Below are 24,869 nucleotides of genomic sequence, written 5' to 3'. Positions count from 1 at the left end.
GCCAGCCGGTTTTATCGTGATGCATTGCCTTATTTGTACATCAGCACATAGTTGGCAGTCGCTTCAACCTGACCCGCTGTGGCAGTTTTACCCTGAGCAACTTCCATTAATGCTTTGAAGTGCAGAGTCTGAGTGGTGGAACCCGCCAGCAGATCGACCGTTTGAGCCGAACCCAGGGTGATGTTGGCTTCGTTGTTGTCCAGCAGACGAACACCGACGTTCTGAGCACCGCTAGCATAGGTGTTGCTCATCAGGCTGGTGTCAGTAGCGTCAGTTGCTGCGCTGGTGAAGGTCACGTCAACTTTGGTCACTGGCGTATCCGTTTCGTCCGCCGGATCGTCAAGCTGGCAGTTCTCCAGATTGATATCAACCGGAACAGCGGTAGACTTTTTGTTAGCATTGATCACGGCAGTGGTAACTTCACCGAGGTCCACTTCTTTATCAACGCTGTCTGGTGCAATGCTGCACGGTGCATCAATGACCACGCCTTTGAATTTGATTTTGCCGGAACCCTGGTCATCAGCAAAAGCAGAACCCGAAACGATGGCAGCCATCGCAACCGCTAACAATACTTTTTTACCCATATACATGAAAATATCCTTTTTCAATTGAATTCATAATCTGAATATTAATTTTCAGAATGCTCGCAAAGTATAACGGGTTGAGGGAGGCTTTTACGATTAATGAGGCTTAAAGATATTTTTAGAGGAGGTTAATATATAATTTATTACTATCGTAACCGGTTAATATTTCATGCAGCAGCGGTTTTTTAAGCGCAATTTAATTGGGAAATATTGCGCTTAAAAATATCCATAAAAACTCTTGATTTTCCAATTGTAAATACAGAGCCGCAGACAGTGTAAAATGCAACGGCTGCGCTGGGGCGCATCAAAGAATTGCCCTCATCGATGAGGGCATCCGTGTCAGCCTATACCTGCCGTTTGCAGCAGAACCAGGCTTAACCCCATCACCGACATGCCGCACAGCACGCCGTAGCTGGGATTATTGTTAGGATCGATCTCTTTCGCCAGCGGCATCAGCTCATCTACGGAGAGCGCAACCATAATCCCGGCCACGGCAGCCATAATCGCCGCCATCACGACAGGGGAGACGAGGCTTCCAAGGATCAGCCACGCCAGCACGCCGCCGAGAATTTCGGCCATCCCGGAAATCCCCGCCCAGAAGACGGCTGTACGTTTTGAACCCGTTGCGGCATAAACCGGCCCGGCCACGGCAAGTCCTTCAGGAATATTGTGTAAGGCTACCGCCAGCGCGACACCAAATCCCATTTCCAGATTGCTGCTGGCCGTGACATACGTGGCGACACCTTCCGGGAAGTTGTGCAGGCTGATACCCAGCGTCAGCAGGATCGCCGTGCGCTTGATGTTGCCGGGGATTGGAGTAACGCTTTTTTGCATCAAATCCTGAGGGTGGGCGTGGGGCAGCATACGGTCGAGCGCAAAATAGCCCAGCAGGCCGACGATGAACATGCCGTAGCCCAGAACCGGAGACATGCCCTCGGTGTGAAGCGCTGCTGGCAGCATCTCCATCAGCGAGATAAGCAGCATGATGCCAGCGGCGAAGCCCAGCGAGAACGCCAGAAGACGATTAGACGGTTTTTGCCCGAGCACGCCGAGGAACGCACCGATAAAGGTCGCGGCACCCGCAAGCACGGTCAAAATTAAGGGTACTGACATGCACTCTCCTTAAGCGATATCTTACGTTCAAATTTCCTGATGATGATCTTCACGGTTATCTGCGTTTATCTTCACCTGAATGCGCGTAATGTAGAACCATCAAATTGACACCTTCTCTAAGGATACCACCATGTCTTCTTCTCGTATGCCTGCACTGTTTTTAGGCCACGGCAGCCCAATGAACGTTATGGAAGACAACGTTTATACCCGCGCCTGGCGTCATCTGGGGGAGACATTGCCGCGTCCGAAGGCGATTGTGGTGGTGTCTGCGCACTGGTTTACCCGTGGTACCGGCGTGACGGCCATGGAAGCGCCTAAAACCATTCATGATTTCGGCGGCTTCCCGCAGGCGCTGTATGATACGCATTATCCGGCTCCCGGCTCGCCTGCGCTGGCACAGCGGCTGGTAGAGTTGCTCGCACCTGTTCCAGTGGCGCTGGATAAAGAAGCCTGGGGCTTTGACCACGGCTCGTGGGGCGTACTGATTAAGATGTACCCTGATGCAGATATTCCGATGGTGCAGTTAAGCATCGACAGCACTAAACCGGCGGCCTGGCATCTGGAAATGGGCCGCAAACTGGCGACCCTGCGTGATGAGGGCATCATGCTGGTGGCAAGCGGCAACGTGGTGCATAACCTGCGTACGGCGCGCTGGCACGGTGAGGATACGCCATACCCGTGGGCGAGCGCTTTTAACGCCTACGTCAAAGCGAACCTGACCTGGCAAGGCCCGGTTGAGAAGCATCCGTTAGTGAACTATCTGGATCACGAAGGCGGTTCGCTCTCTAACCCGACGCCGGAACACTTCCTGCCGCTGCTGTATGTGTTAGGTGCATGGGACGGTCAGGAGCCGGTTACCATTCCGGTTGACGGCATTGAAATGGGCAGTTTGAGTATGCTGTCGGTGCAGGTGGGGTAAAAAACATGCCCGGTAAGCGTAGCGCCACCGGGCAAGTTTTATTCAACAAAAATATGCGGATAGAACCGTGACAGATCCTGCGTAATCAACGCGCGATCTTCGCGGATGCCGATCCCGGCAGGTTGATCGTTAATAAGCCAGCTGCCGATCAGCGTATAGCTGTCGCCAAACTTCGGCAGTTGATAAAACTCCTGGACGATCATCCCTTCTTCACCGTATGGACCTTCAACCGCTTCCAGCGTTTTACCGTTTTCGATAATGGAGACGTTCGCGCCTTCGCGGGAAAAGATAGGCTTAACGACGTATTTCTCCATCGGTGGGAACTCATCTTCGGCAAAGTAAGCTGGCAACAGGTTAGGGTGGTTCGGGAACATCTCCCACAGCATCGGCAGCAGGGCTTTATTGGAGATAATGCTCTTCCACGCCGGTTCCAGCCAGCGCACGCCCGCGTCTTCCAGCTTGGTGGAGAACATTTCACGCAGCATGTATTCCCACGGATAGAGCTTGAACAGGTTGCTGATCACCTGATCCTGCATATCCGTAAACTGACCTTTTTCCCCCAGGCCAATATCTTCGATATAGAGGAATTCAGTCGCCACTTCCGCTTCGGCTGCGCAGTCCTGCAGATACTGTACCGTGCCCCTGTCTTCTTCCGTGTCGCGACAGCAGGCAAGATGCAGCAGATTGAAGCCAAACTGCTCCCGCAGTTCGGCGAAACGCTCAATCAGCTTTTCCTGCAGGCTGTTGAACTGGTCGCTACCTTCCGGCAGGTTTCCGGCGTTCATCTGATCTTCCAGCCAAATCCACTGGAAGAATGCCGCTTCGTAAAGAGAGGTCGGCGTATCCGCGTTGTTTTCTAAAAGCTTCGGCTCACCCACGCCGTCCCACGCCAGATCGAGGCGAGAGTAAAGCGAAGGCTGATTCGTTTTCCACGACTGACGAACGAAACTCCAGGTGTGCTTCGGAATACGGAATTTAGTCATCAGCTCGTCGCTGTTGATGACTTTATCCACCACCTTCAGGCACATCTGGTGCAGCTCGGCCGTCACCTCTTCCAGTTTTTCCACCTGGTCGAGCGTCAGTTTATAGTAAGCATCTTCACACCAGTACGGCTCGCCGTACATGGTGTGGAAGTTAAAACCGTATTCAGTGGCTTTTTCGCGCCAGTCCGGGCGCTCGGTAATACCGACTCGTTCCATGATCAGCCGCCCATTGAGCGAGTGGAAGTGCCTGTTGCACTACGCTGCATGCTGGTCTGTTTCGCCACAGACTCACCGAACCCACCGCGGGTGATGGTGCTGGTGGTCGCAGGCTTCGGCGCCATCGCGGTTTTCGGGACGGTCACGGTGCGGCCCGGGGTCGCTGCGCCATAGCCTTTGCCGCTGGCATCGGTATATTGACCATAAGCCGGGCTGGCCGGGTTTTTCGAGCTAAACAGCGGTTGCTGCTGATAGCCCGCGCCGCCGCCCATCAGGCGGCCCATCATGTAGCCTGCCATTAATGGCATCCAGAAGCTGCCGCTGGACTGCGCCTGCGCCTGATTTTCCGGCGCAGTACCTGCCTGAGCTGGCGTCTGCTGACACTGTCCTTCACCAAATTCCGCCACGCAGTCTTCGCGTGAGGCGTATTTCGGCGCGGTGCGTTCCGCTTCTTTCAGGGCGTTGGTGTAGGCGGTTTTACATTCTGCTGCCTGGCCGGTTGCGGCGGAGCAGTCGTCCGCGTTTTGATACAGCGAAACCGTTTCGTCGTTTTTCTCACAGCCTGCCAGCATAAAGACCGCGGTTACTGCCAGCGCAACAGGGGTGAGATGACGTGCGTTCCAGCTTTTGCGGAACGACGCGTGATTGATCGTTTTTGTCCGTTTCATGTTTGTCTTCCAGGACCCAGTGGTAATAACGCTCAGGATAGTGGATGAGTGGTTGAAAATGAAGCGAAGAGGGGCGGAATCAGGGGGATCTTTACGTTGGCTTACGTTCGGGTGTGATTCAGCTGCGCCCTCTCCCGGTGAGAGAGGGCGTGATAACACTCTTAGTTACGGAACGGGTTAGAACCGCTGCTTGCAGGTGCCGTGCTACGCGCGGCCGCTGGCTGTGCGGCAGGGGCGCTGCCGTTAGCGTTGAAGTTATCAACGGCGGCAACCTGCTCCGGGTTCTCCGGCGCAACGCTGTCCGGAGAGGTGGAGACTGGCTTGCCCAGCGCGCTGTTCAGCATCTGCAGGTCTTGCTCGTTCAGCGTACCCAGAGCCTGCTTAATGTTCAGCTGGTTAATCAGGTACTGATAACGTGCGCTGGAGAGCTGCTGTTTCGCGTTGTACAGCGTGGTGGTCGCGTCGAGCACGTCAACGATAGTACGTGTACCGACCGAGTAACCCGCTTCCATCGCGTCCAGGGAGCTCTGTGCAGACACAACGGCCTGTTTATAGGCGTTGATGCTGCTGATAGACGCGTTCACGTTGTTGAAGGACGAACGCACGGTCTGCACCACGTTGCGGTGCGCGCTTTCCAGCTGCTCGCTCGCGCCAACAAAGTTGTACTGCGCCTGTTTCACCTGAGAGTTTACCTGACCGCCCTGGTACAGTGGCAGAGAGAAGCTCAGGCCCACTTTGTTCTGACCCATATTGCTGTCGTCATACTGGGCAGAATTGGTTTTAGAGCCGCTGTAGGTCGTGTCAGAAACGCCGGTGGACGCGCTCAGGCTCAGGGTTGGCAGATGGCCGTCCTGCGCCTGACGAATTTGCTCGCGGGCCAGGTCCTGGCTCAGACGCGCCTGCAGCAACGTCAGGTTGCGGTTTTCCGCCTCTTTCAGCAGGGCGTTAACGGCCTGCGGCTTATCCGTTTTGAAGCTGTCGACGTTCAGGGAAGCCAGCTCAGGATAGTAATTCCCGGTCACCTGGCGCAGGGATTCCAGCGCGTTGTCGAGGTTGTTACGCGCGGTCACTTCGTTGGCCAGCACGGTGTCGTACTGTGAACGGGCGTTCTGCACGTCGGTGATCGCCACCAGACCCACGTTGAAGCGCTGGGTGGTTTGATCCAACTGGCGGTAGATCGCCTGTTTCTGCGCTTCGGTGTAGGAGAGCGCATCAATGGCGCTCAGCACGTTGAAGTACGCGGTGGCAGTATTCAGGATCAGCGTTTGCTGGTCGGTCTGATAGGTCACATCCTGGATGCCCGCGCTCTTTTCCTGCAGGGTCAGGGCGCGCCATTTGGACATATCAAACAGCGTCTGTGTTAATTGCAGTGAGGCGCTGGTAGCATTGGAGTTAACGCCGTTAGCGTCGCGGAAACCGTTGCTGTAGGTATAATCTGCACCTAAACCTAACTGCGGCAGCAGTGGGCTACGCGCTTCGTTAATCTTTTCAAACGCAGCATCACGATCGGCCGCTGATTTACGTAAATCAGGGTTGCCCAGACGTGCCTGCTGGTAGACCTGTAACAGGTTTTCCGCCTGGCTCATTGCACTGAAGCCCGTCAGGCTCAGGCCGATAAGGATGGGGAGCAATTTCTTCATTTGCATTCCTTGTTGTGAAGCAGTATTAGCGCTGATCTAATTAAAAAATAATTGCCGATTCTAACAGAATCATCCACACCAAAAGGTTGGCGTTACGTGCCATCTGGCGGTAATTTGCACCAATCTACCATATAGCCTTACAAACGGCAGCCAAACAGCCTTGAAATTCATAATTTCATCACCATTGCTACCAGGACTCGACTCATGCAAAAACCAGAAAAGTTGCCCGTGACATTCGCCAAAAACGATGTAGAAATTATTGCACGAGAAACGCTTTATAGCGGTTTTTTTTCGATGGATCTTTACCGTTTCAGGCATCGCCTGTTCAACGGTGAAATGAGCGGCGAAATCAGACGTGAAATTTTTGAGCGCGGGCATGCGGCTGTCTTGCTACCCTTTGACCCAGTGCGTGACGAAGTCGTGCTGGTGGAGCAGATCCGCATTGCCGCGTATGACACCAGTGAAAGCCCGTGGCTGCTGGAGATGGTGGCCGGGATGATCGAAGAAGGCGAGTCGGTCGAGGACGTCGCCCGGCGCGAGGCGCTGGAAGAGGCCGGGCTGGTGGTAGGTCGCACAAAACCGGTGTTGAGCTATCTGGCGAGTCCGGGTGGCACCAGCGAACGCTTATCCATTATGGTGGGCGAAGTGGACGCCACGACCGCAGAAGGCATTCACGGTCTGGCTGATGAAAACGAAGATATTCGGGTTCATGTGGTGAGCCGGGAACAGGCTTATCAGTGGGTAGAAGAGGGGAAAATCGACAACGCAGCGTCTGTCATCGCCCTGCAATGGCTGCAGCTGCATTATCAGACATTACGAAACGAGTGGAAAAAATGAAGCGCTATACGCCTGACTTCCCAGAAATGATGCGCCTGTGCGAAACCAATTTCGCACAATTGCGCCGCCTGCTGCCGAGAAACGACGCACCCGGCGAAACGGTAAGCTATCAGGTGAGCAACGCGCAGTATCGGTTAACGATAACAGAATCAACGCGCTACACTACGCTGGTGGAAATAGAACAAACAGCGCCCAGCATCAGCTACTGGAGCCTGCCGTCAATGACGGTGCGTCTCTATCATGACGCGATGGTCGCTGAAGTGTGTTCAAGTCAGCAGATCTTTCGCTTCAAGGCGCGGTATGATTATCCGAATAAAAAGTTGCATCAACGCGACGAAAAGCATCAAATTAACCAGTTTTTAGCCGACTGGCTAAGATATTGTTTAGCACATGGAGCAATGGCGATTCCGGTTTGTTAGCGTCATAAACCTACCTAAGGACACCATTTGGAAAGCCTGTTGAACCTGACTGTTGCTGGTGGGGCGCCAGTCAGGATATTACAAATCACCGATACCCACCTTTTTGCCGAAAAGCATGAAACTTTGCTGGGGGTTAATACCTGGGAGAGTTATCAGGCGGTACTGAGCGCCATTCACGCTGAACATCGCGACTGCGACCTGATTGTCGCAACGGGCGATCTGGCGCAGGACCAGTCCTCCGCGGCCTACCAGCATTTTGCTGAAGGCATCGCGAGCTTTAGCGTGCCTTGCGTCTGGCTGCCCGGAAACCACGATTTCCAGCCCGCAATGTACAGCTCCCTTCAGGATGCGGGGATTTCTCCGGCGAAATGCGTATTTGCGGGTGAACAGTGGCAGATCCTGCTGCTGGACAGCCAGGTATTTGGCGTCCCGCACGGTGAATTAAGCGAGTTTCAACTCGATTGGCTGGAGACCAAACTGGCTGCCGAACCTGAACGTCATACGCTGCTGTTGCTCCATCATCATCCGCTGCCGGCGGGCTGCAGCTGGCTGGATCAGCACAGCCTGCGTAACTCCGCGGCGCTGGATAGCGTGCTGGCGAAATACCCGCGCGTGAAACACCTGCTGTGCGGACACATCCATCAGGAACAGGATCTCGACTGGAACGGACGCCGCATGCTGGCGACGCCGTCAACCTGTGTGCAGTTTAAGCCGCACTGCGCCAACTTTACGCTGGATACCATCGCGCCAGGCTGGCGCTGGCTGGAACTGCATGCCGACGGCACGCTGACCACGGAAGTCTGCCGTCTGGCAGGCGCAGAGTTCCGCCCGGATACCGCTTCAGAAGGCTACTGATGTCTACGCTCCTTTATCTGCACGGATTCAACAGCTCGCCGCGCTCCGCAAAAGCGACGCAGTTTCGCCAGTGGCTGAGCGAGCATCACCCCCACGTTGAGATGATTATCCCGCAGCTGCCGCCGTACCCGGCGGAGGCGGCGGAAATGCTCGAATCGATCGTGCTTGAACACGGCGGTGAATCCTTTGGCGTAGTCGGCTCATCGCTGGGCGGGTACTATGCCACCTGGCTCTCACAATGCTTTATGCTGCCCGCCGTTGTGGTTAATCCGGCGGTACGGCCATTTGAGCTGCTGAGGGACTTTCTTGGCGAAAACGAGAACCCCTACACCGGGCAGCAATATGTGCTAGAGTCACGCCATATTTACGATCTCAAAGTTATGCAGGTCGACCCGCTTGAAGCGCCGGATCTCATCTGGCTGCTGCAGCAGACGGGTGATGAAGTGCTGGATTACCGCCAGGCAGTGGCGTATTACGCCTCCTGCCGCCAGACTATAGAAGAGGGCGGAAACCATGCTTTCACGGGCTTTGAGGATCATTTCACCCAGATTGTCGATTTTCTTGGACTGCACAGCCACTGACAATCAATGCGAATTGCTAGTTTAAATCATGACGCAAACCTATAACGCTGATGCCATTGAGGTACTCACCGGGCTTGAGCCGGTTCGCCGCCGCCCGGGGATGTATACCGATACGACGCGCCCGAACCATCTGGGCCAGGAAGTTATTGATAACAGTGTGGACGAAGCGCTGGCGGGCCATGCCAAACGCGTTGACGTCATCCTGCACGCCGATCAGTCGCTGGAGGTCATCGACGACGGTCGCGGCATGCCGGTGGACATCCACCCGGAAGAGGGCGTGCCTGCCGTTGAGCTGATTCTCTGCCGACTGCACGCGGGCGGTAAGTTCTCCAACAAGAACTATCAGTTCTCCGGTGGTCTGCACGGCGTGGGGATTTCCGTGGTGAACGCCCTGTCCAAACGCGTGGAAGTGAACGTCCGTCGCGACGGCCAGGTCTACAACATCGCGTTTGAAAACGGCGAGAAGGTGCAGGATCTGCAGGTTGTCGGCACGTGCGCTAAACGCAACACCGGCACAAGCGTCCACTTCTGGCCTGACGAAAGCTTCTTCGACAGCCCGCGCTTTTCCGTTTCTCGCCTGACGCATCTGCTGAAAGCCAAAGCGGTACTGTGCCCGGGCGTGGAAATTACCTTTAAAGATCACGTCAACAACACCGAGCAGACCTGGTGCTATGCCGATGGCCTGAACGACTACCTGTGCGAAGCGGTAAACGGCCTGCCGACGCTGCCGGAAAAACCGTTTGTCGGTAACTTTAGCGGTGATACCGAAGCGGTGGACTGGGCGCTGCTGTGGCTGCCGGAAGGCGGCGAGCTGCTGACCGAAAGCTACGTCAACCTGATCCCAACCATGCTCGGCGGTACCCACGTCAACGGCCTGCGTCAGGGACTGCTGGACGCGATGCGTGAGTTCTGCGAATACCGCAACATTCTGCCGCGCGGCGTGAAGCTCTCGGCGGAAGATATCTGGGACCGCTGCGCCTACGTGCTCTCCGTGAAGATGCAGGATCCGCAGTTTGCCGGTCAGACCAAAGAACGTCTGTCATCGCGCCAGTGCGCGGCGTTCGTCTCCGGCGTGGTGAAAGATGCGTTTACCCTGTGGCTGAACCAGAACGTTCAGGCGGCTGAGATGCTGGCTGAAATGGCCATCTCCAGCGCCCAGCGTCGTCTGCGTGCCGCGAAGAAAGTGGTGCGTAAAAAGCTGACCAGCGGCCCTGCGCTGCCGGGCAAGCTGGCGGACTGCACCGCGCAGGATCTCAACCGCACCGAGCTGTTCCTCGTGGAAGGGGATTCGGCGGGTGGGTCGGCCAAACAGGCGCGCGATCGTGAATATCAGGCGATCATGCCACTCAAGGGTAAGATCCTGAACACCTGGGAAGTCTCTTCAGACGAAGTGCTGGCCTCGCAGGAAGTGCACGACATCTCCGTTGCGATCGGCATCGATCCGGACAGCGAGGATCTGAGCCAGCTGCGCTACGGCAAGATCTGCATTCTCGCGGATGCGGACTCCGATGGTCTGCACATCGCCACGCTGCTGTGCGCGCTGTTTGTGAAGCACTTCCGCACGCTGGTGAAAAACGGTCACGTCCACGTGGCGCTGCCGCCGCTCTACCGTATCGACCTCGGCAAAGAGGTGTACTACGCGCTGACGGAAGAAGAGAAGGCGGGCGTGCTGGAGCAGCTTAAGCGTAAGAAGGGCAAACCAAATGTGCAGCGCTTTAAAGGGCTGGGCGAAATGAACCCGATGCAGCTGCGCGAAACGACGCTGGATCCGAACACGCGCCGCCTGGTGCAGCTGACGATCAGCGACGAAGACGAACAGCAAACCAACGCCGTGATGGATATGCTCCTCGCCAAGAAACGTTCGGAAGACCGACGTAACTGGCTGCAGGAGAAAGGGGATATGGCGGATATTGAGGCCTGATGCCCTCACCCTAACCCTCTCCCACAGGGCTGAGGGAATGGATCGTAGGCCCGGTAAGCATTAGCGGCACCGGGCTTTTTTACATCAAAACTCCATCTTCACCGTAAACTGCACTTCGCGCGGGTCGCCAATCTGGTTGCCCAGGTTGTTGGTCGCAATCGACGACGTGTAGTAGGTCTTATCAAACAGGTTCTTCACGTTCACCTGCAGCGTCACCGGATACTGCAGCTTCATCTTATACGCCGCAAACGCATCTGCCACGAAATAGCCCGGCAGATAATAATCCGCGCCGTTGGTCGCCGAGCGGCGGCTAACGCCGTGCCCGCCACCGCCGAGCGTCAGGGTATTCCCGGCAAACGCATTATGAATATCGTACGTCAGGAAGAGTGAGCCGGTGTGGCGCGGCACGTTCGGCAGCGGTTTACCCGCGTAATCCGGGTCTTCAAGCACCTTCGCGTCGGTATAGCCGTAGCTGGCGATAATATTGGTGTTCTCGGTCAGTGACCCGGCAAGATCCACCTCCACGCCCTGGGAGCGCACGCGGCCCGCGGTTTTGGCGATGGTTTCACCTCCCACGCTTTCGTTGTACAGCACGTTGCGTTTGTGGATATCAAACAGCGCGATATTGGCGGTTATGCCGTCGAACAGATCGAACTTTGCCCCTACTTCGTACGCGTTTGAGGTTTCCGGCGGTAGGTCGCCAATATAGCTCGCAATGGACGACTGCGGCATAAACGTCTGCGAATAGTTGGCAAACAGCGAGACTGCTGGCGTCAGTTTGTAAACCAGCCCCAGCTTCGGCGTCCACTGCTCGTCGCGGCTGTCGGTATTGACGTTAAACGGACGACCTTTGCCCGCGTACTGGGTGTAATACTGGTAGCGCAGCCCGGCGACGGCGATCCATTTATCCGTCAGGTACAGGGCATCCTGGGCGTAGGCCGAGTAGCTCTCCTGCTTGAGCGTCTGGTCGCTGTCAGCGGCGGAGACGGTTGTACACTCGTCGAGTTTGCCGTAAACCGGATTATAGATATTGAAACCTTTAACGTTCTTACAGCGCATCATGTCCGTGCGCAGCAGATCGTAATTTTCATACGACACGCCGGTGAGGATCTCATTATAAAAGCCCGCGATATCCACGTTGCCCTGCAGATCCGCACGGGTGCTGTGCATGCGCTGGGTCGAGCCCTGGGTTGCATCCACCCGGCGGGTCAGGGTGCCGGTTTTTGAATCGTAGGCCATGACGCGGGCCTGGTTGTCGCTGTATTTATCCTGGCTGTAGCTGTAGTCGAACTTCGCGGTCCACTGGCTGTTGAGGCGGTATTCCGCGTTAAGCTGAGCGAGATCGGACTGCCCGTCGGTCACGTTAAACGGCTCGTCAAAGCGGGTTTTGCGATCGACGTCGACGGCCTTTTTAGTGTTGAGATCGAAGATCGTTCCGCGATCGAACGGCGTCTTATAGTCGCGATGCGAATAGAGCACGGTCACGGTGGCATCGTCGCCGAACCAGGTCAGCGACGGGGCGATAAACGTGCTGCGTTCGTTGCCGAAGTTGCGCCAGTAATCCTCGTCCTGATACTCGCCCGTGAGGCGATACGCCAGGCGCGTGCCCTCAATCGGACCGGTGACATCGATCTGTCCGGTGCCGCCGCCAAAGCTGGAAGAGGTGGCAGAAATCGAGCCACCGAAGATTTTCTCCGGGCGCTTCGTGACGACGTTAATCAGGCCGCCCGGATCGAGAATGCCGTACAGCGTTGAGGCCGGGCCTTTCAGCACCTCCACGCGTTCTGTTGCGGCGTTAAAGCTGCGCGGCAGCACGGTGCGCAGGCCGTTGGTCATGATCGAGCCGTCGCGGTTTGCGCCAAACCCGCGGCGCACAAAGGCATCCTGCGTACCGCCCAGGGTGTTGGTCTGCACCACGTTGCTGACGTTATAGAGCGCTTCATCCAGCGTGGTGGCGTGCTGATCCGCCAGCACCTTATCGCTGACGGTATTCACCACCTGCGGGATATCCAGCATCGGCATGTTGGTCAGCGTGGCGGTGGAGGTATTCAGCGGCTGGTAGCCGTTGGTGGCCTCCGCCGTAGCATTTGGATCGGCGGTGACGGTAAGCGTTTCGCCGTCTTTAGCCGTGGTGTCTGCTGCCTGCGACAGCGGCGCCATAAACAGCAGTGAAAAGAGCGCGCGCCCTTTTATCCCAGAGAGTGAAGGTGTGAACGTAGCCATTACAACTGTTATCCCAAAATATCCGTGAAGCACCTTCACGGAAGAACCTGTGAGTCATTGCCCTTTATGGTCTGCCCGTTAGCCAGAACTGGCATCGAACATGTAATTGAGAATCATTCAATCATGCGGAAATGTAGTAGTAAATGAAAAAAGCTAAAAATCGGCTACATCTCTGAAACGTAACGGAAAAGCGCAGTGGTAGCAGGTTAATCAATTGAAAAATAAGTCTTTATTGTTTTACCGGTCAGTGTAGTAACGCACCGTTATCCCTGGTTTTTTCAGGGTGTTTCTTCCCTTGACTACTACACGGCGCGGCCTCAAACTCTCAAAAGAGAATGATTTTTATTTATATTTGTTTCCCTTTTTTTATTACGTTGGCATGCACGTGGCTCACAACACGACAAAATCGGGTCTGGTTCTGGAGAATCTTTCTGCCGGTTATCAGAAAAAAATCATCGTTGATGATATTTCCCTTGCGATCCCCCAGCAGAAAATCACCGTTCTGGTGGGGGCGAACGGCTGCGGAAAATCCACGCTGCTGAGTACCATCGCGCGTTTGCTTCAGCCGCTTGGCGGCGCGGCGGTTCTCGACGGCAAGGCGATCCACGCGCAGCCGACGAAAGCCGTCGCCCGCCAGCTTGGCATCCTGCCACAGTCTCCGCTGCTGCCGGAAGGGTTAACCGTTTTTGAACTGGTCTCGCGCGGGCGTTTTCCCTGGCAGAACGTTATGCGCCAGTGGAGCGACGAGGACGAGCAGGCGGTGGAGGAGGCCCTGCGCCTGACCGGCACGGCCGAGTTTGCCCACATGCCCGTCGAAAGCCTGTCCGGCGGCCAGCGTCAGCGCTGCTGGATCGCCATGGCGCTGGCGCAGCAAACGCCCTATATCCTGCTGGATGAACCCACCACGTTCCTCGATCTCCGCTACCAGGTGGAGATCCTCGAACTGCTGCATACGCTGACGCGCGAGCACGGACGTACCGTGGTGGTGGTGCTGCACGATCTCAACTTCGCCGTGAGCTACGGCGATTCGCTGGTCTTTTTACGCCAGGGAAAAGTCGAGGGCGTACTGCATGAAGGGGACGCCTGCACGCCGGAGCTGATTAAAGCGGTGTTTGATGTCGACGTGCATATGTCCATCAATCCGCTGACCGGTAAACCGTTCTTTATGCCGTTTCGCCAGGTCGCAAAACAGCCATGATGCGCACCTCTCTGGCTTTCCTGATGTTCGCCCTGCTGCTTGCAACGGGCGCGATTGCCCATCTGGGGATCGGCGCCCGCTTTATCGCCCCGCAAACGGTGGTGGAGGCCATCCTCCACTTCGATCCGCGCAATTTCGACCATAACATCATCATCAAGCTCAGACTGCTGCGCCTCTGCGCTGCGATGGTGACGGGCGCCGCGCTCGGCGTGGCGGGCGTGCTGCTGCAATCCACGATCCGCAACCCGCTCGGCGAACCGCATATTCTGGGGCTCAACGCCGGGGCGGCGCTGGCGGTGGTGCTGACGAGCGCGCTGGGGATGACGCTGCCGTTTGGGCGCCCGCTGATTGCCGCCGCCGGAGCCGCGGCGCTGTTTCTGCTGGTGCTCACGTTCTCCTCGTCCGGACGCTCCGGGCTTACGCCGATGAAGGTCACGCTGTGCGGCGTGGCGATGTCGGCGTTTGCCTCGTCGATTACCGCCACGGTGCTCATCCTCGATGAACAGACGCTGCTCGCCATGCGCACCTGGCTGGCGGGGGATTTAGCGGGGGTCAGCGGTGAAACGATTGCCGCTGCCCTGTGGGTGGCTGGCGTGGGCTTTGCGCTGGCGCTCTGGCTGTCGCCCTCGCTCAACATGCTGGCGCTGGGCGACAGAATGGCGCAGGGGCTTGGCGTATCGCTGCTGAAAACCCGGCTGCTTGCCCTGATGGCCATCGCGCTGCTCTGCGGTGCGGCGGTCTCCCTCGCCGGGCCGATCGGCTTTATTGGGCTCGTGGTGCCTCAGCTCGTTCGCCGTCTGGTGTCGGTCGATCTGCGCGTGATGGTGCCGCTGTCCGCCCTGTGCGGGGCGCTGGTTCTGCTGCTGGCGGATATCGCTGCCCGCACGCTGTTTTCGCCCTGGGAGCTGGCAACCGGCATCATGACCGCGCTGGTTGGCGCCCCGGTCTTTATCTTCATGGCCTCGAGGATGTTTAAATGAACCGCGCCGGACTGCGTGCGCTACGCGTTGGCACCTTCTCGGCGCTGGTCCGCCCAAAGGCACTGGTATGTCTGGTCATCCTGACGCTGGCCGCCTGCCTGCTGACGGGGTTTGGCCTGACGCACGGCTCTCTGCCCATCCCCACTTCCGCCATCGGGCGCGCGCTGTTTTATCCAGAAACCCTGACGTCAGAGACGCGCTACATCGTGATGGATATCCGCTTGCCGCGCCTGCTGATGGCGGCGCTGTGCGGTGGGATGCTCGGCATGGCGGGGGCGGCAATGCAGTCCATTACCCGCAATGGCCTGGCCGATCCGGGGCTTATCGGGGTGAAAGAGGGCTGTAGCGCGGCGGTACTGCTGCTGATATTTCAGTTCCCGGCGCTGGGCCTGGCCTGGCGGCCGCTGGTTGGCATGGCCGGGGGGCTGCTCACCGCGCTGCTGGTGGTGGCCCTGGCGCGCGATATCTCACGTCCGCGATTCATCCTGATCGGCATCGGCGTGTCGTGGGTCTTTGCCGCCGTAATGGGCGTTTTTATGACCACGGCGGACGTGCGCGACGTGCAGACGACGATGCTATGGCTGGCGGGCAGCCTCCATGCGGCAAACTGGACGCTGGTCTGCATTGCCGCTGCCTGGGCGCTTCCGGCGTTTGCGCTGCTGCTGTTTACCGCCCGCGCTGCGGACGTGGCGCTGCTTGGTAACCACACCGCAGCGGGCCTTGGCGTGCGCACAAACCGGCTGGCGCTTCTAAGGGTTCTCGCCCCGGTAGTGCTGACGGCGGCCTGCGTCTCCTGCGTGGGCAGCATTGGTTTTGTCGGGCTGATTGCGCCGCACATGGCGCGCCTGCTGCTCCGCGGCGGGCAAACGGCGCTCCTGACGGGTAGCGCCGTGCTGGGGGCGCTGCTGGTGCTACTGGCGGATAACGTCGGGCGGCTGGCATTCCTCCCGCTGCAGCTGCCGGCGGGAATTGTGATTTCACTGATTGGCGGACCGTTTTTCCTGCTGCTGCTCTGGCAGCGTCGGGACAGATTTTAGGGGATTAACATGCGCATACTGTTTTCATTGCTGTTGCTGGTGGGGTTTGCGGCGAGCGCGACCAAGCCGACGCAGACGTTTACTGACGATCTGAACCGTAAGGTGGTGGTGCCGGTGCATCCGAAACGGATCGTCTCGCTACACGACCTGGACATTACTATTCCGCTGATTGAGCTTGGCGTACCGCCGGTGGCGAGCCATGGCCGCACCCGGCCGGACGGCAGCCATTTTCTGCGCTCCAGCGGCATGTTGACCGGCGTCGATTTCGATAATTCCGACATCAAGTTTATCGGCACTGCGGATATCGACATTGAAGCCATCGCCGCCGCAAAGCCTGACCTGATCATTACCGAGCCGACGCGAAATACCCCGGTGGAACAGCTGGAGAAAATTGCCCCGACGGTGAGTATCGATCATCTCGACGGCGGCGCGCCGGAGATCTACCGCAAGCTGGCGCAGCTGACGGGCACGCAGGCGCGGCTCAAGGTTCTGGAGCGGCGCTATCAGGAGCAAATTAAGGCGCTGAAAGCGACTATTGATACCCGCAAAGTGAGCGTGTCGGTGATTCAGGCCAATCAGGGGAAAATCAACGCCATGCACAGCTATCACTCGCTGGGCCGCGTGCTGCGTGATGCCGGGTTTACCTTCCCGCCGCTGATTGAGTCCATCCCGGAAGGGGGACGCATTGACGTCAGCGCCGAGCGGCTGCCGGAGCTGGATGCGGATTTCGTTTTCGCCACCTGGCGCGGGGATACGGGCGGCAAACCGCAGGATGAGCTGGCGGCGATGGATGCGGTGATGCCGGGCTGGTGTCAGTTCCTGAATGCCTGTCGGACCGGACATTATGTTCTGATCTCGCGTGAAGAGGCCATCTCGAACTCGTTCGCCTCGTTAGGGCTGATGGCCGCGCAGGTCCAGTCGCAGATTGCCGGACGTCCGCTGCCGGAGGCGTCACGATGAGCCGTAAAGTTGATCTCTTCGGTGACCGCCTCCGCTCCCGGTCGCACCAGCTCACGCCGCGCCTGCTGCAGGTGGCGCGCTATATCAATGAAAATCGTGAAGCGGTGATGGAGCAGACGGCAATGGAGATCGCGACGCTGCTCAAAACGTCGGACGCCACCGTCGTTCGCGCCATCCAGGCGCTGGGTTTCGCCGGGCTGCGCGATCTCAAGCAGACGCTGGAGCAGTGGTTTGGCCCGGTTGTGACCTCCAGCGAAAAGATCTCCACCACGGTGAATACGCTGACCAGCGACGTCAATGCGAGCATTGATTTCGTGTTGGAGGGGCATCAGCACACCTGTGAGGTGTTGTCTGAACCCCACAACCGCTTCGCGATGGCGCAGGCGGTCTCGCTGCTGGCGCAGGCGAGGCAGGTTGCCATATTTGGGATTGGCGCGTCCGGCATTCTGGCCGACTACACCGCCAGGCTGTTCAGCCGGATGGGGCTACCCGCCACGCCGCTTAACCGCACCGGAATAGGGCTGGCCGAGCAGTTGATAGGTCTCCAGCGCGGGGATGTGCTGATCATGATGGCGCAAAAATCCGCGCATCGGGAAGGGCAGACCACGCTGCGCGAAGCGAAACGGCTGGGGATCCCCACCATTTTGCTCACCAATGCCACCGACTCGCGATTCAGCAAAGAGGCCAGCGTGGTGATCCACGTTCCGCGCGGCGGCGAGAAGGGCAAAATCCCCCTCCACGGCACGGTGCTGCTGTGCCTGGAGATGATTGTTTTATCCGTCGCCTCCACCGAGCCGCAGCGCACCATCAAGTCGATGAAGCGCATCAACGAGCTTCACCGTGGGCTAAAGCCGGGCAAGAAAAGCAGTTGATTGTCTCCCTCTCCTTTGAAGGAGAGGGGCGGGTGAGGGTGTCATACCGCACGATGATTCTTCCGGTACTGCAGCGGCGTCTCGCCAATCCCCTTCTTAAATGCGCTGATAAACCAGGTCACGTCGGAAAATCCCACCCGCACGGCAATCTCCCGCACGCTCGCGTCACTGTGCAGCAGGCATTCGCACGCCTTACGCAGGCGGAGCGTGTTCAGGTAGTGGTGGATTTTCTCCCCCGTCTCCGCATGAAATTTTCGCGACACGTAGCTGCGCGATCTGCCCAGTTCCGCTGCCAGCGCGTCGAGGCGGAATTTCTCCTGATAATGCTCGTCCAGCCAGAACATCACCTGGCTGGCGATCCCCGTGCTGCTGCCCGGTGCGCCGGTACGATCGTCAGGCAACATAGCAAACAGGCTAATCAGCAGCCCGGCGATGCTTTCGCTGCTCATCGGCGGCGGATAACAGCTGAACAGATGATCGACATGGCTGTGGCAATGTGCCAGGTCAACCACCCACGCCTCTGAGCCGCGACGCGAGAGTTTCTCCAGCCGCTGCTGCGTGTGCGGAAAATCACGCAGGCACTTCAGCACCGCGTGGTGGTCGAGGTGAATAATCGTGCGGCGGTAAATCGCTTCCGCCTGTTCGTCCACCCTGACTTTATGCAGGGTAAATGGCGGAAAGAAAAACAGGCGTCCGGGGCGCATGGTGTAGTGACGGTTATCGACAATCGCGACGCCAAACCCTTCTTCCACATAGAGAATTTCAAGACACTGATGCCAGTGGTGGTAACGCACCGTGTTAGCAAACAGGCGGCTGAACGACGCTACGGTGTCGTTTAAGGTAATGAGCTCAAGACGATCGGTTATGGGCGCGTCATGCATAGTGCAATAAAACTCAACTTTTCCCCGTCAGAAGAGATTTATAAACCACCTTTTTAAATTTTATCAACCGCAGGTTTATCGAACGTTCTCACCTGTGACGTGGCTAACATTTCTCCACCTTAAGCATTCACTATGCTTGGCCGCAGTTGATGACGAGGGTGGAACTATGCGGGCGGAAAGCGAAGAAAAATCAAATCTGTTGTCTTCACGCCAGGACGTCGTGGCGTCTCTGAATACCTTACTTGGCGCGCTGGATAAGCAGTTTCCGGTAAATCATTCGCGGTTCTCGCTGGGTGATACCTGCGCGCACTACGCGACGGATATCGCGCAGATGGAGGGGCTCTCCCGCGCGCTATGGGGGCTGTTTCCGCTGTTGGCTTCGGGCGATGCTTCGCCGTTTAGCGAGAAGTACATGCAGGCCATCAGGATCGGCACCGATCCGCAAAGCCCGGGCTACTGGGGCGAAACCGATCCGTACGATCAGCGTCTGGTCGAGATGGCATCCTACGGTCTGGGGCTTTCCCTGCTGGGGAATAAACTCACCGATTGCTTCAGCGAGCGCGAGGTGATGAACCTGCGCGCGTGGCTGAATCAGATTGCCGACGCGCAGATGCCCGACAGCAACTGGAACTACTTTGCCATTATGGTCCAGCTGGGCTTCAAACGCGCCGGGCTGCCGTACGATCAGGCCGCCATCGACCATCGGTTTGCGCTGATGGAGGCCTATTACCTGGGTGACGGCTGGTATTCCGACGGCGCGGGTCGCCCGAAAGATTATTACATCTCCATGGCGTTCCACTTCTACGGCCTGATTTACGCCACTTTAAGCGGCGACGAGGCGAGGGCAGAAGTGCTGCGCGAGCGCTCGCGTCTGTTTGCGGAGGACTTTATCTACTGGTCCGCCGCGGACGGCGCGTCGGTACCGTTTGGCCGCAGCCTGACCTACCGCTTTGCGATGGTCGCCTTCTGGAGCGCGGTTGCCTTCTCTGAACTTGACGTGTTCACGCCGGGTATTGTGAAGGGCATTATCCTGCGCCATCTCCGCTGGTGGCAGCAGCGGACAATTACCGACCGGGACGGCATTCTGACCCTCGGTTTTGCCTGTCCGAACCTCGCCATGTGTGAGGACTATAACTCTCCCGGCTCGCCCTACTGGGCGCTAAAAAGCTACCTGATTCTGGCGCTGCCGGAGACGCATCCGTTCTGGCAGGCAGAAGAACAGCCGCTGCCCGCGCTGGCGGAGAAGCACGTAATCCCGCGCGCGCAGCAGATCCTGATGCATTCGACGAACTCTCAGCACGTCACCATGCTCACCGCCGGTCAGCTGGAGCTGAACAACTACGTCAACACCGAAGCGAAATACACCAAATTTGCCTACTCCAGCCGCTTTGGCTTCACCATTGAGCGCGGGCGCTTTGGCCTGAAGCATGCGGCCTGTGATTCCATGCTGCTGCTGGCGGACGGGGATAACTATTTCCGCGGCCGTCGCGAGTGCGCCGCGGTGCGGGTGGATGAAAACTACATCTATTCACGCTGGTCGCCGTGGCACGACGTGCACATTGAGACCTGGCAAATCCCCTTCGGCGAGTGGCATTTGCGGCTGCACCGCATCAACAGCGCGCGCACGCTGCAAACGGCGGAGGGCGGTTTCGCCGTGATGAAAACGGAGCACCAGATCCGCGCGCGCGGCAGCTATCTGGCGGCAGAGAACGGCAGCAGTGCGATTGTCGATCTGTCGCCTTTCATTGAACGCACCCCGGACAGCATCGTCACGCCGCCGAACAGCAGCATCATGTTCCCGGAATGCGCCTCCATTCCGCTGTTAAAAACCGATCTCCAACCGGGAGAGTGCTGGCTCTGCTGTGCCGTCATTGCCAGTGAGAAACAGAACGTTGCGGCCGCGCCGCAGCTGGATATGAACCATAACCGGGTCGTAATCCGCGACCCTGGAGGCGAACGTCTGCTGTCGTTCACGTTATAAAAATTCTGACCCTACACCTTGGCGAGGATGGTATGAAAAATACATCGACAACCAACAGAACCGAATATTACAAAATCAGCAGCTTTATTTTTCTCTATTTCTTTACCTGGTCCGCGAGTATTGGCCTGCTGGCGATCTGGCTGGGTCAAAAAGCGAATCTCAGCGGGACGGTAATTGGAACCGTGTTCGCGGTGAACGGAATATTTTCCGTTATTCTCAAACCCATCTACGGCTATATTCTCGATAAAATCGGCATGAGCAAATACCTGCTCTATTTTGTGGTCGCCATGTCGGCCCTGATGGCGCCGTTTTTTATTTACGTCTATCAGCCGCTGTTAATGTCCAGCACCTTGCTGGGGATTATTATCGGCGCGCTCTATTTAAGCTTTGCCTGGTATGCGGGCGTGGCGGCGTGTGAATCTTATTCCGACCGCTTCAGCCGCTTAAACGGCATGGAGTTCGGGCAAATTCGTATGTGGGGCTCGCTCGGCTGGGCGGTGGCATCGTCCTTCTCCGGCCTGCTGTTCAACCTCTCACCGACCTATAACTTCATTATGGGCAGCGTGACGTCGATCGTGATGCTGGTTGTCCTGCTCAGCCTGAAAGTGAACACTAACTCCGTTCATGCCGATGCGGTACTGACCAAAGAGAAAATCGCCCCGGCAGATGTGTACGCCCTGCTGCGTAACCGTAAATTCTGGGCTTTTTGCCTGTACGTGGCGGGCGTGGCGTGGATGATGTTTATCGCCGAGCAGCAGTTCTCGCGCTATTTCGTCACCTTCTTTGACGATATTCATGAGGGCAACGCGGTGTTTGGTTATCTCGGCACCGTGCAGTCGGGCATAGAATTCGTCATGTATATGGTTGTCCCGCTGTTCGTTAACTTTATTGGCGCCAGGCGCGGGCTATTAATTGTCGGGCTGATCGTCGGGGCGCGTTTGATTATTTCCGGGATGTGCGACTCGCATCTGTTAATTTCCGTGCTCAAGCCGCTATACGGTATAGAAATTTGCCTGCTGCTGGTGTCGGTCTTTAAATATATAGCGGAGCATTTCGACAAGCGCGTGAACGCCACCATGTATTTACTGGGCTATCAGGCGATGCTGTACGTGGGGAACGTGGTGGTTTCCTCGCCTGCCGGATATATGTATGACCTCATCGGCTTTGAACAGACCTATATCATCATGGGGGCGACGGCGCTGATCTTTACCTTTATTTCTGCCTTTACGTTATCCGCCTGCCAGAGCAAATGGCGCGGCCCCCGCCCGCTGAACGTAGCAGAACCTTCATCACGCTGACCACAAGGAACCGAAATATGTTAAGTCGTATCAGAGAGGAACGCCTGTCTGCCATTCCTGCTCCCGTAGACTCGCGCCTGTTTAGCGATGAACTGATCTCTGCGCGTAGCCACGTCCTCGAGCTGATTAGCCGTCATTTAACGGCATTCGGAGAGCAGTTCCCGGCGGAAACCTGCCGGAACGGTTATTACCCGCTGACCGACAACGTAGAGTGGACAACCAGCTTCTGGACCGGCCAGCTGTGGCTGGCGTGGGAGATGAGCGGCGAGGAGAAATTCCGCTCGATGGCGGAAAAACACGTGCGCTCCTTCGGCCTGCGCATCGCCGGGCGCAGCGACACCAACACTCACGATCTGGGCTTCCTGTACACGCTCTCCTGCGTGGCGGCCTGGCGACTCACCGGCAGCCGCGAGGCGCGCGGTTTCTCCCTGCTGGCGGCTGAAGCCCTGCTGGAGCGCTTTCATGAGAAGGCGAAAATCATTCAGGCGTGGGGCGATCTTTCAGACCCGGAGCAGGCCGGACGGATGATCATCGACTGCAACATGAACCTGCCGCTGCTCTACTGGGCGACGGAGCAGACGGGGGATCCGCGCTTTGCTGACGCCGCAAAAGCGCACGTCATGCAGGCGGCGAGGTATCTCATCCGCGACGATGCCTCGACGTTCCACACCTATTATATGGACGTACAAACCGGCGCGCCGCGCTACGGCAACACCCAGCAGGGCTATGCCGATGACTCCTGCTGGTCGCGCGGGCAGGCGTGGGGGATTTACGGCTTCCTGCTGAGCTATATCTATACCGGCGACGAGACGATGGTCGCCCTGTCGAAGCGGCTGGCGAACTACTTCCTCAACCGCCTCCCGGAAGACTACGTCTGCCACTGGGATCTGGCGCTGGTGGGGACCGACGCGCTGCGCGATTCGTCCTCGGCGGCGATTGCGGTGTGCGGGCTGCTGGAGCTGGTGAAGCACCTGCCCGTGACGGATCCGGACCGGGAGCGTTATCTGGAATGGGCCAAAGGCATTATGTCGTCACTGACGAAGCACTACCTGATGGGCAAAGAGGAGAAGGGCACCGGGTTGCTGAAGCACTCGGTCTATCACCTGGCGAGCAACAAAGGGGTGGACGAGTGTGCGAGCTGGGGAGATTACTTCTACGTGGAGGCGCTGGTGCGCTTTACGCAGAGCTGGAAACTGTACTGGTAAAAACGGTCGGGGGGCGCCCCCCCGACTCGCGGATCACGCTTTAGGAATACGCAGCGTCTGGCCGGGGTAGATTTTATCCGGGCTGGAGAGCATCGGGCGGTTAGCCTCAAAAATCTTGTTGTACTGGTTGGCATCGCCGTACACGGTTTTGGAGATAGCGCTCAGGGTGTCGCCGGATTTTACCGTGTAGTAGGTGGCTTCATCTTTGGCATCGGTCGTGGTGATGTTGTTCTCCACCTCGCTGACGCCCGCGATGTTGCCGACGGCGACCTGGATTTTTTCTTTCTGCTCCTGGGTCAGCCCGTCACCCGTCACGCTGGCCTTGCCGTCGGTAACGTTAACCTGAACTTTGTCTGAACCGGGAATGTTGAGTTTCTTGAGGTGCTCGGTGATTTTGTCGCTCTGACCTTTGTGGTCGGTCAGGTTATCCCATAGCTTTTCGCCTGCTTCTTTCACGAAGTTAAAAAGACCCATTCCATCCTCCTGTTAATCATGAAGTCAGAATAAGCATAGCAGGTCAGAGAGAATTCCCTCCCCGGAAGGAGAGGGAAGGCAGGTTTTAAACCCCTTGCTCCAGAATACGGATGTGGGTCTCCAGCACGTCACCCTTCACCGCATCGCTCCACGCTTTCATGTGCGCGGTCTGCAGGTGTGCTTCAAGGTGCGCGACAGTTTCCCACTGCTCAACCATGATAATGGAGTCTGGCGCAGTGGCCTGGAAGCTTGCGTCGGTAGCGGCGTCCACCATCGGCGCGTAGCCGTGGCAGCCTTCTTCTTTCAGTACGGTTGGGATGATTTTCGCGAACTGATCCAGCACCGCCTGGCGGTGATGTTGACCTGGACGAGTACGGATTTCTGCGATTACTGTAAGCATGGTTACTACTCCTTTAATTCCAGGCTACCAGTTAAGCAAAAATTTTCGCGAGATGCTTGCGATATTCTGCGATATAGCTCGGGACGTCAGGCATTTTAATCACGTCGTTGACGATAAAGGTCGGCAGCGGATCCATCCCCAGGAACTGGTTCGCCTTGTGGAACGGCAGATACGCGCCGTCTACGCCCACGCCTTCGAAGAACTGATCTTTTTCGGTGAAGGCTTCCAGAGGGGCGTTCCAGGTCAGGGAGAGCATATATTTTTTGCCCTGAATCAGACCGCCGGAGCCGTATTTTTTAGAGGCGTCTGAGCGGGTGCGTCCGTCGCTGGCATACAGCGAACCGTGACCTTCGGTGAAGACGTCGTCCATGTATTTTTTCACGGTCCACGGCGCGCCCATCCACCAGCCCGGCATCTGCCAGACAACCACATCGGCCCACAGGAAGTTCTGCACTTCGGCCTTCACGTCATAGTTGCTGTCCGCGCGCACGACCTTAACATCATGCCCGGCGTCGCGCAGGAAACCGTCCGCGACCTCGGTCAGGGTGTCATTCAGCTGGCCTTTAGAGTGCGCGAACTCTTTCGCGCCGTTGATAATCAGAATATTGCTCATTATTTGTCCTC

The 24,869-nt window shown here is 57.3% G+C and carries 24 protein-coding genes; 14 read left to right on the top strand and 10 right to left on the bottom strand.

What is annotated here, in order from left to right; genetic code table 11:
* Positions 1-29: 29 nt before the first annotated feature.
* Both ACMWL8_RS22235 and zupT read right to left on the bottom strand, forming a co-directional pair.
* Positions 30-590 carry a fimbrial protein gene (locus ACMWL8_RS22235; RefSeq protein WP_045261131.1) on the bottom strand — a complete coding sequence of 187 codons (561 nt, stop codon included), beginning with the start codon at positions 588-590 and terminating at the stop codon, positions 30-32.
* 333 nt (positions 591-923) lie between these two features.
* On the bottom strand, positions 924-1,697 hold the full coding sequence (zupT, locus tag ACMWL8_RS22230; protein ID WP_028014448.1) for a zinc transporter ZupT: 774 nt from the start codon (positions 1,695-1,697) through the stop codon (positions 924-926).
* 130 nt (positions 1,698-1,827) lie between these two features.
* On the opposite strand from zupT, the gene ygiD reads away from it, so the two are divergent.
* The gene (ygiD, locus tag ACMWL8_RS22225) at positions 1,828-2,616 is read left to right on the top strand and encodes a 4,5-DOPA dioxygenase extradiol (RefSeq protein WP_045261130.1); all 789 of its coding nucleotides are present in this window, start codon (positions 1,828-1,830) and stop codon (positions 2,614-2,616) included.
* A 38-nt stretch (positions 2,617-2,654) separates the two neighbouring features.
* Here ygiD and ACMWL8_RS22220 read toward each other — a convergent pair whose 3' ends face one another.
* The 3 genes from ACMWL8_RS22220 to tolC form a co-directional block, all read right to left on the bottom strand.
* On the bottom strand, positions 2,655-3,815 hold the full coding sequence (locus ACMWL8_RS22220) for a glutathionylspermidine synthase family protein (RefSeq protein ID WP_045261129.1): 1,161 nt from the start codon (positions 3,813-3,815) through the stop codon (positions 2,655-2,657).
* Positions 3,816-3,817: 2 nt separating this feature from the next.
* Entirely contained in the window at positions 3,818-4,483 is a 666-nt protein-coding gene (locus ACMWL8_RS22215) for a DUF1190 family protein (protein WP_028014445.1), read from the bottom strand.
* A gap of 161 nt (positions 4,484-4,644) precedes the next feature.
* A complete protein-coding gene (gene tolC, locus ACMWL8_RS22210; protein WP_028014444.1) occupies positions 4,645-6,123 on the bottom strand; it encodes an outer membrane channel protein TolC in 1,479 nt (492 codons plus the stop codon).
* A gap of 204 nt (positions 6,124-6,327) precedes the next feature.
* Here tolC and nudF point away from each other — a divergent pair, with 204 nt between their 5' ends.
* The 5 genes from nudF to parE are packed head-to-tail and all read left to right on the top strand — an operon-like array spanning position 6,328 to position 10,736.
* Positions 6,328-6,960: an ADP-ribose diphosphatase gene (nudF, locus tag ACMWL8_RS22205; RefSeq protein ID WP_028014443.1), complete on the top strand. Its 633-nt coding sequence runs from the start codon at positions 6,328-6,330 to the stop codon at positions 6,958-6,960.
* A complete protein-coding gene (locus tag ACMWL8_RS22200) occupies positions 6,957-7,379 on the top strand; it encodes a DUF1249 family protein (RefSeq protein WP_003862516.1) in 423 nt (140 codons plus the stop codon). The genes nudF and ACMWL8_RS22200 overlap by 4 nt, the downstream gene beginning before the upstream one ends.
* 27 nt (positions 7,380-7,406) lie before the next feature.
* The gene (gene cpdA, locus ACMWL8_RS22195) at positions 7,407-8,234 is read left to right on the top strand and encodes a 3',5'-cyclic-AMP phosphodiesterase (protein ID WP_028014441.1); all 828 of its coding nucleotides are present in this window, start codon (positions 7,407-7,409) and stop codon (positions 8,232-8,234) included.
* Positions 8,234-8,815 carry an esterase YqiA gene (yqiA, locus tag ACMWL8_RS22190; RefSeq protein WP_041908103.1) on the top strand — a complete coding sequence of 194 codons (582 nt, stop codon included), beginning with the start codon at positions 8,234-8,236 and terminating at the stop codon, positions 8,813-8,815. Before cpdA ends, yqiA begins: the two co-directional genes overlap by 1 nt.
* 28 nt (positions 8,816-8,843) lie before the next feature.
* Positions 8,844-10,736: a DNA topoisomerase IV subunit B gene (gene parE, locus ACMWL8_RS22185; protein ID WP_028014439.1), complete on the top strand. Its 1,893-nt coding sequence runs from the start codon at positions 8,844-8,846 to the stop codon at positions 10,734-10,736.
* Between the two features lie 84 nt (positions 10,737-10,820).
* Here parE and ACMWL8_RS22180 read toward each other — a convergent pair whose 3' ends face one another.
* Positions 10,821-12,959 (bottom strand): TonB-dependent siderophore receptor, encoded by a 2,139-nt coding sequence (locus ACMWL8_RS22180; RefSeq protein ID WP_045261127.1) that lies wholly within the window; start codon positions 12,957-12,959, stop codon positions 10,821-10,823.
* A gap of 385 nt (positions 12,960-13,344) precedes the next feature.
* Here ACMWL8_RS22180 and ACMWL8_RS22175 point away from each other — a divergent pair, with 385 nt between their 5' ends.
* Genes ACMWL8_RS22175 through ACMWL8_RS22155 form a run of 5 tightly spaced genes read left to right on the top strand, consistent with a single transcriptional unit; the run spans position 13,345 to position 18,006 of the window.
* Positions 13,345-14,157 (top strand): ABC transporter ATP-binding protein, encoded by an 813-nt coding sequence (locus ACMWL8_RS22175; protein WP_045261146.1) that lies wholly within the window; start codon positions 13,345-13,347, stop codon positions 14,155-14,157.
* Positions 14,154-15,137, top strand: a complete 984-nt coding sequence (locus ACMWL8_RS22170; protein ID WP_045261126.1) for a FecCD family ABC transporter permease — start codon at positions 14,154-14,156, stop codon at positions 15,135-15,137. The genes ACMWL8_RS22175 and ACMWL8_RS22170 overlap by 4 nt, the downstream gene beginning before the upstream one ends.
* Positions 15,134-16,174, top strand: a complete 1,041-nt coding sequence (locus tag ACMWL8_RS22165) for a FecCD family ABC transporter permease (RefSeq protein WP_045261125.1) — start codon at positions 15,134-15,136, stop codon at positions 16,172-16,174. The genes ACMWL8_RS22170 and ACMWL8_RS22165 overlap by 4 nt, the downstream gene beginning before the upstream one ends.
* 9 nt (positions 16,175-16,183) lie before the next feature.
* Positions 16,184-17,134, top strand: a complete 951-nt coding sequence (locus tag ACMWL8_RS22160) for an iron-siderophore ABC transporter substrate-binding protein (RefSeq protein ID WP_045261124.1) — start codon at positions 16,184-16,186, stop codon at positions 17,132-17,134.
* The gene (locus ACMWL8_RS22155) at positions 17,131-18,006 is read left to right on the top strand and encodes a MurR/RpiR family transcriptional regulator (RefSeq protein ID WP_028014433.1); all 876 of its coding nucleotides are present in this window, start codon (positions 17,131-17,133) and stop codon (positions 18,004-18,006) included. Before ACMWL8_RS22160 ends, ACMWL8_RS22155 begins: the two co-directional genes overlap by 4 nt.
* 41 nt (positions 18,007-18,047) lie before the next feature.
* Here the strand turns inward: ACMWL8_RS22155 and ACMWL8_RS22150 are convergent, their stop codons facing one another.
* The gene (locus ACMWL8_RS22150) at positions 18,048-18,887 is read right to left on the bottom strand and encodes a helix-turn-helix transcriptional regulator (protein ID WP_028014432.1); all 840 of its coding nucleotides are present in this window, start codon (positions 18,885-18,887) and stop codon (positions 18,048-18,050) included.
* A gap of 166 nt (positions 18,888-19,053) precedes the next feature.
* Between ACMWL8_RS22150 and ACMWL8_RS22145 the strand changes: the two genes are divergently transcribed.
* The 3 genes from ACMWL8_RS22145 to ACMWL8_RS22135 are packed head-to-tail and all read left to right on the top strand — an operon-like array spanning position 19,054 to position 23,371.
* Complete coding sequence (locus tag ACMWL8_RS22145) at positions 19,054-20,868, top strand: DUF2264 domain-containing protein (RefSeq protein ID WP_045261123.1); 1,815 nt, start codon at positions 19,054-19,056, stop codon at positions 20,866-20,868.
* A 32-nt stretch (positions 20,869-20,900) separates the two neighbouring features.
* Positions 20,901-22,166: an oligosaccharide MFS transporter gene (locus ACMWL8_RS22140; RefSeq protein ID WP_241276759.1), complete on the top strand. Its 1,266-nt coding sequence runs from the start codon at positions 20,901-20,903 to the stop codon at positions 22,164-22,166.
* A 17-nt stretch (positions 22,167-22,183) separates the two neighbouring features.
* Positions 22,184-23,371, top strand: coding sequence for a glycoside hydrolase family 88 protein (locus ACMWL8_RS22135; RefSeq protein ID WP_045261339.1), 1,188 nt, complete (start codon positions 22,184-22,186; stop codon positions 23,369-23,371).
* 33 nt (positions 23,372-23,404) lie between these two features.
* On the opposite strand, the gene lysM is transcribed toward ACMWL8_RS22135, so the two are convergent.
* The 3 genes from lysM to ACMWL8_RS22120 form a co-directional block, all read right to left on the bottom strand.
* Complete coding sequence (gene lysM, locus ACMWL8_RS22130; RefSeq protein WP_028014428.1) at positions 23,405-23,845, bottom strand: peptidoglycan-binding protein LysM; 441 nt, start codon at positions 23,843-23,845, stop codon at positions 23,405-23,407.
* 85 nt (positions 23,846-23,930) lie between these two features.
* The gene (locus tag ACMWL8_RS22125; RefSeq protein WP_008502984.1) at positions 23,931-24,245 is read right to left on the bottom strand and encodes a putative quinol monooxygenase; all 315 of its coding nucleotides are present in this window, start codon (positions 24,243-24,245) and stop codon (positions 23,931-23,933) included.
* Between the two features lie 31 nt (positions 24,246-24,276).
* Positions 24,277-24,858 carry an NAD(P)H-dependent oxidoreductase gene (locus ACMWL8_RS22120; protein WP_041908121.1) on the bottom strand — a complete coding sequence of 194 codons (582 nt, stop codon included), beginning with the start codon at positions 24,856-24,858 and terminating at the stop codon, positions 24,277-24,279.
* Positions 24,859-24,869 lie beyond the last annotated feature (11 nt).

Origin of the sequence: Enterobacter sp. 04-C-12-SI-ECC (genome assembly GCF_047530715.1) — a bacterium.
Taxonomy (GTDB): domain Bacteria; phylum Pseudomonadota; class Gammaproteobacteria; order Enterobacterales; family Enterobacteriaceae; genus Enterobacter; species Enterobacter bugandensis.
Note: the sequence above shows the minus strand (reverse complement) of the source record. Positions and strands in the feature narration are given on the sequence as shown.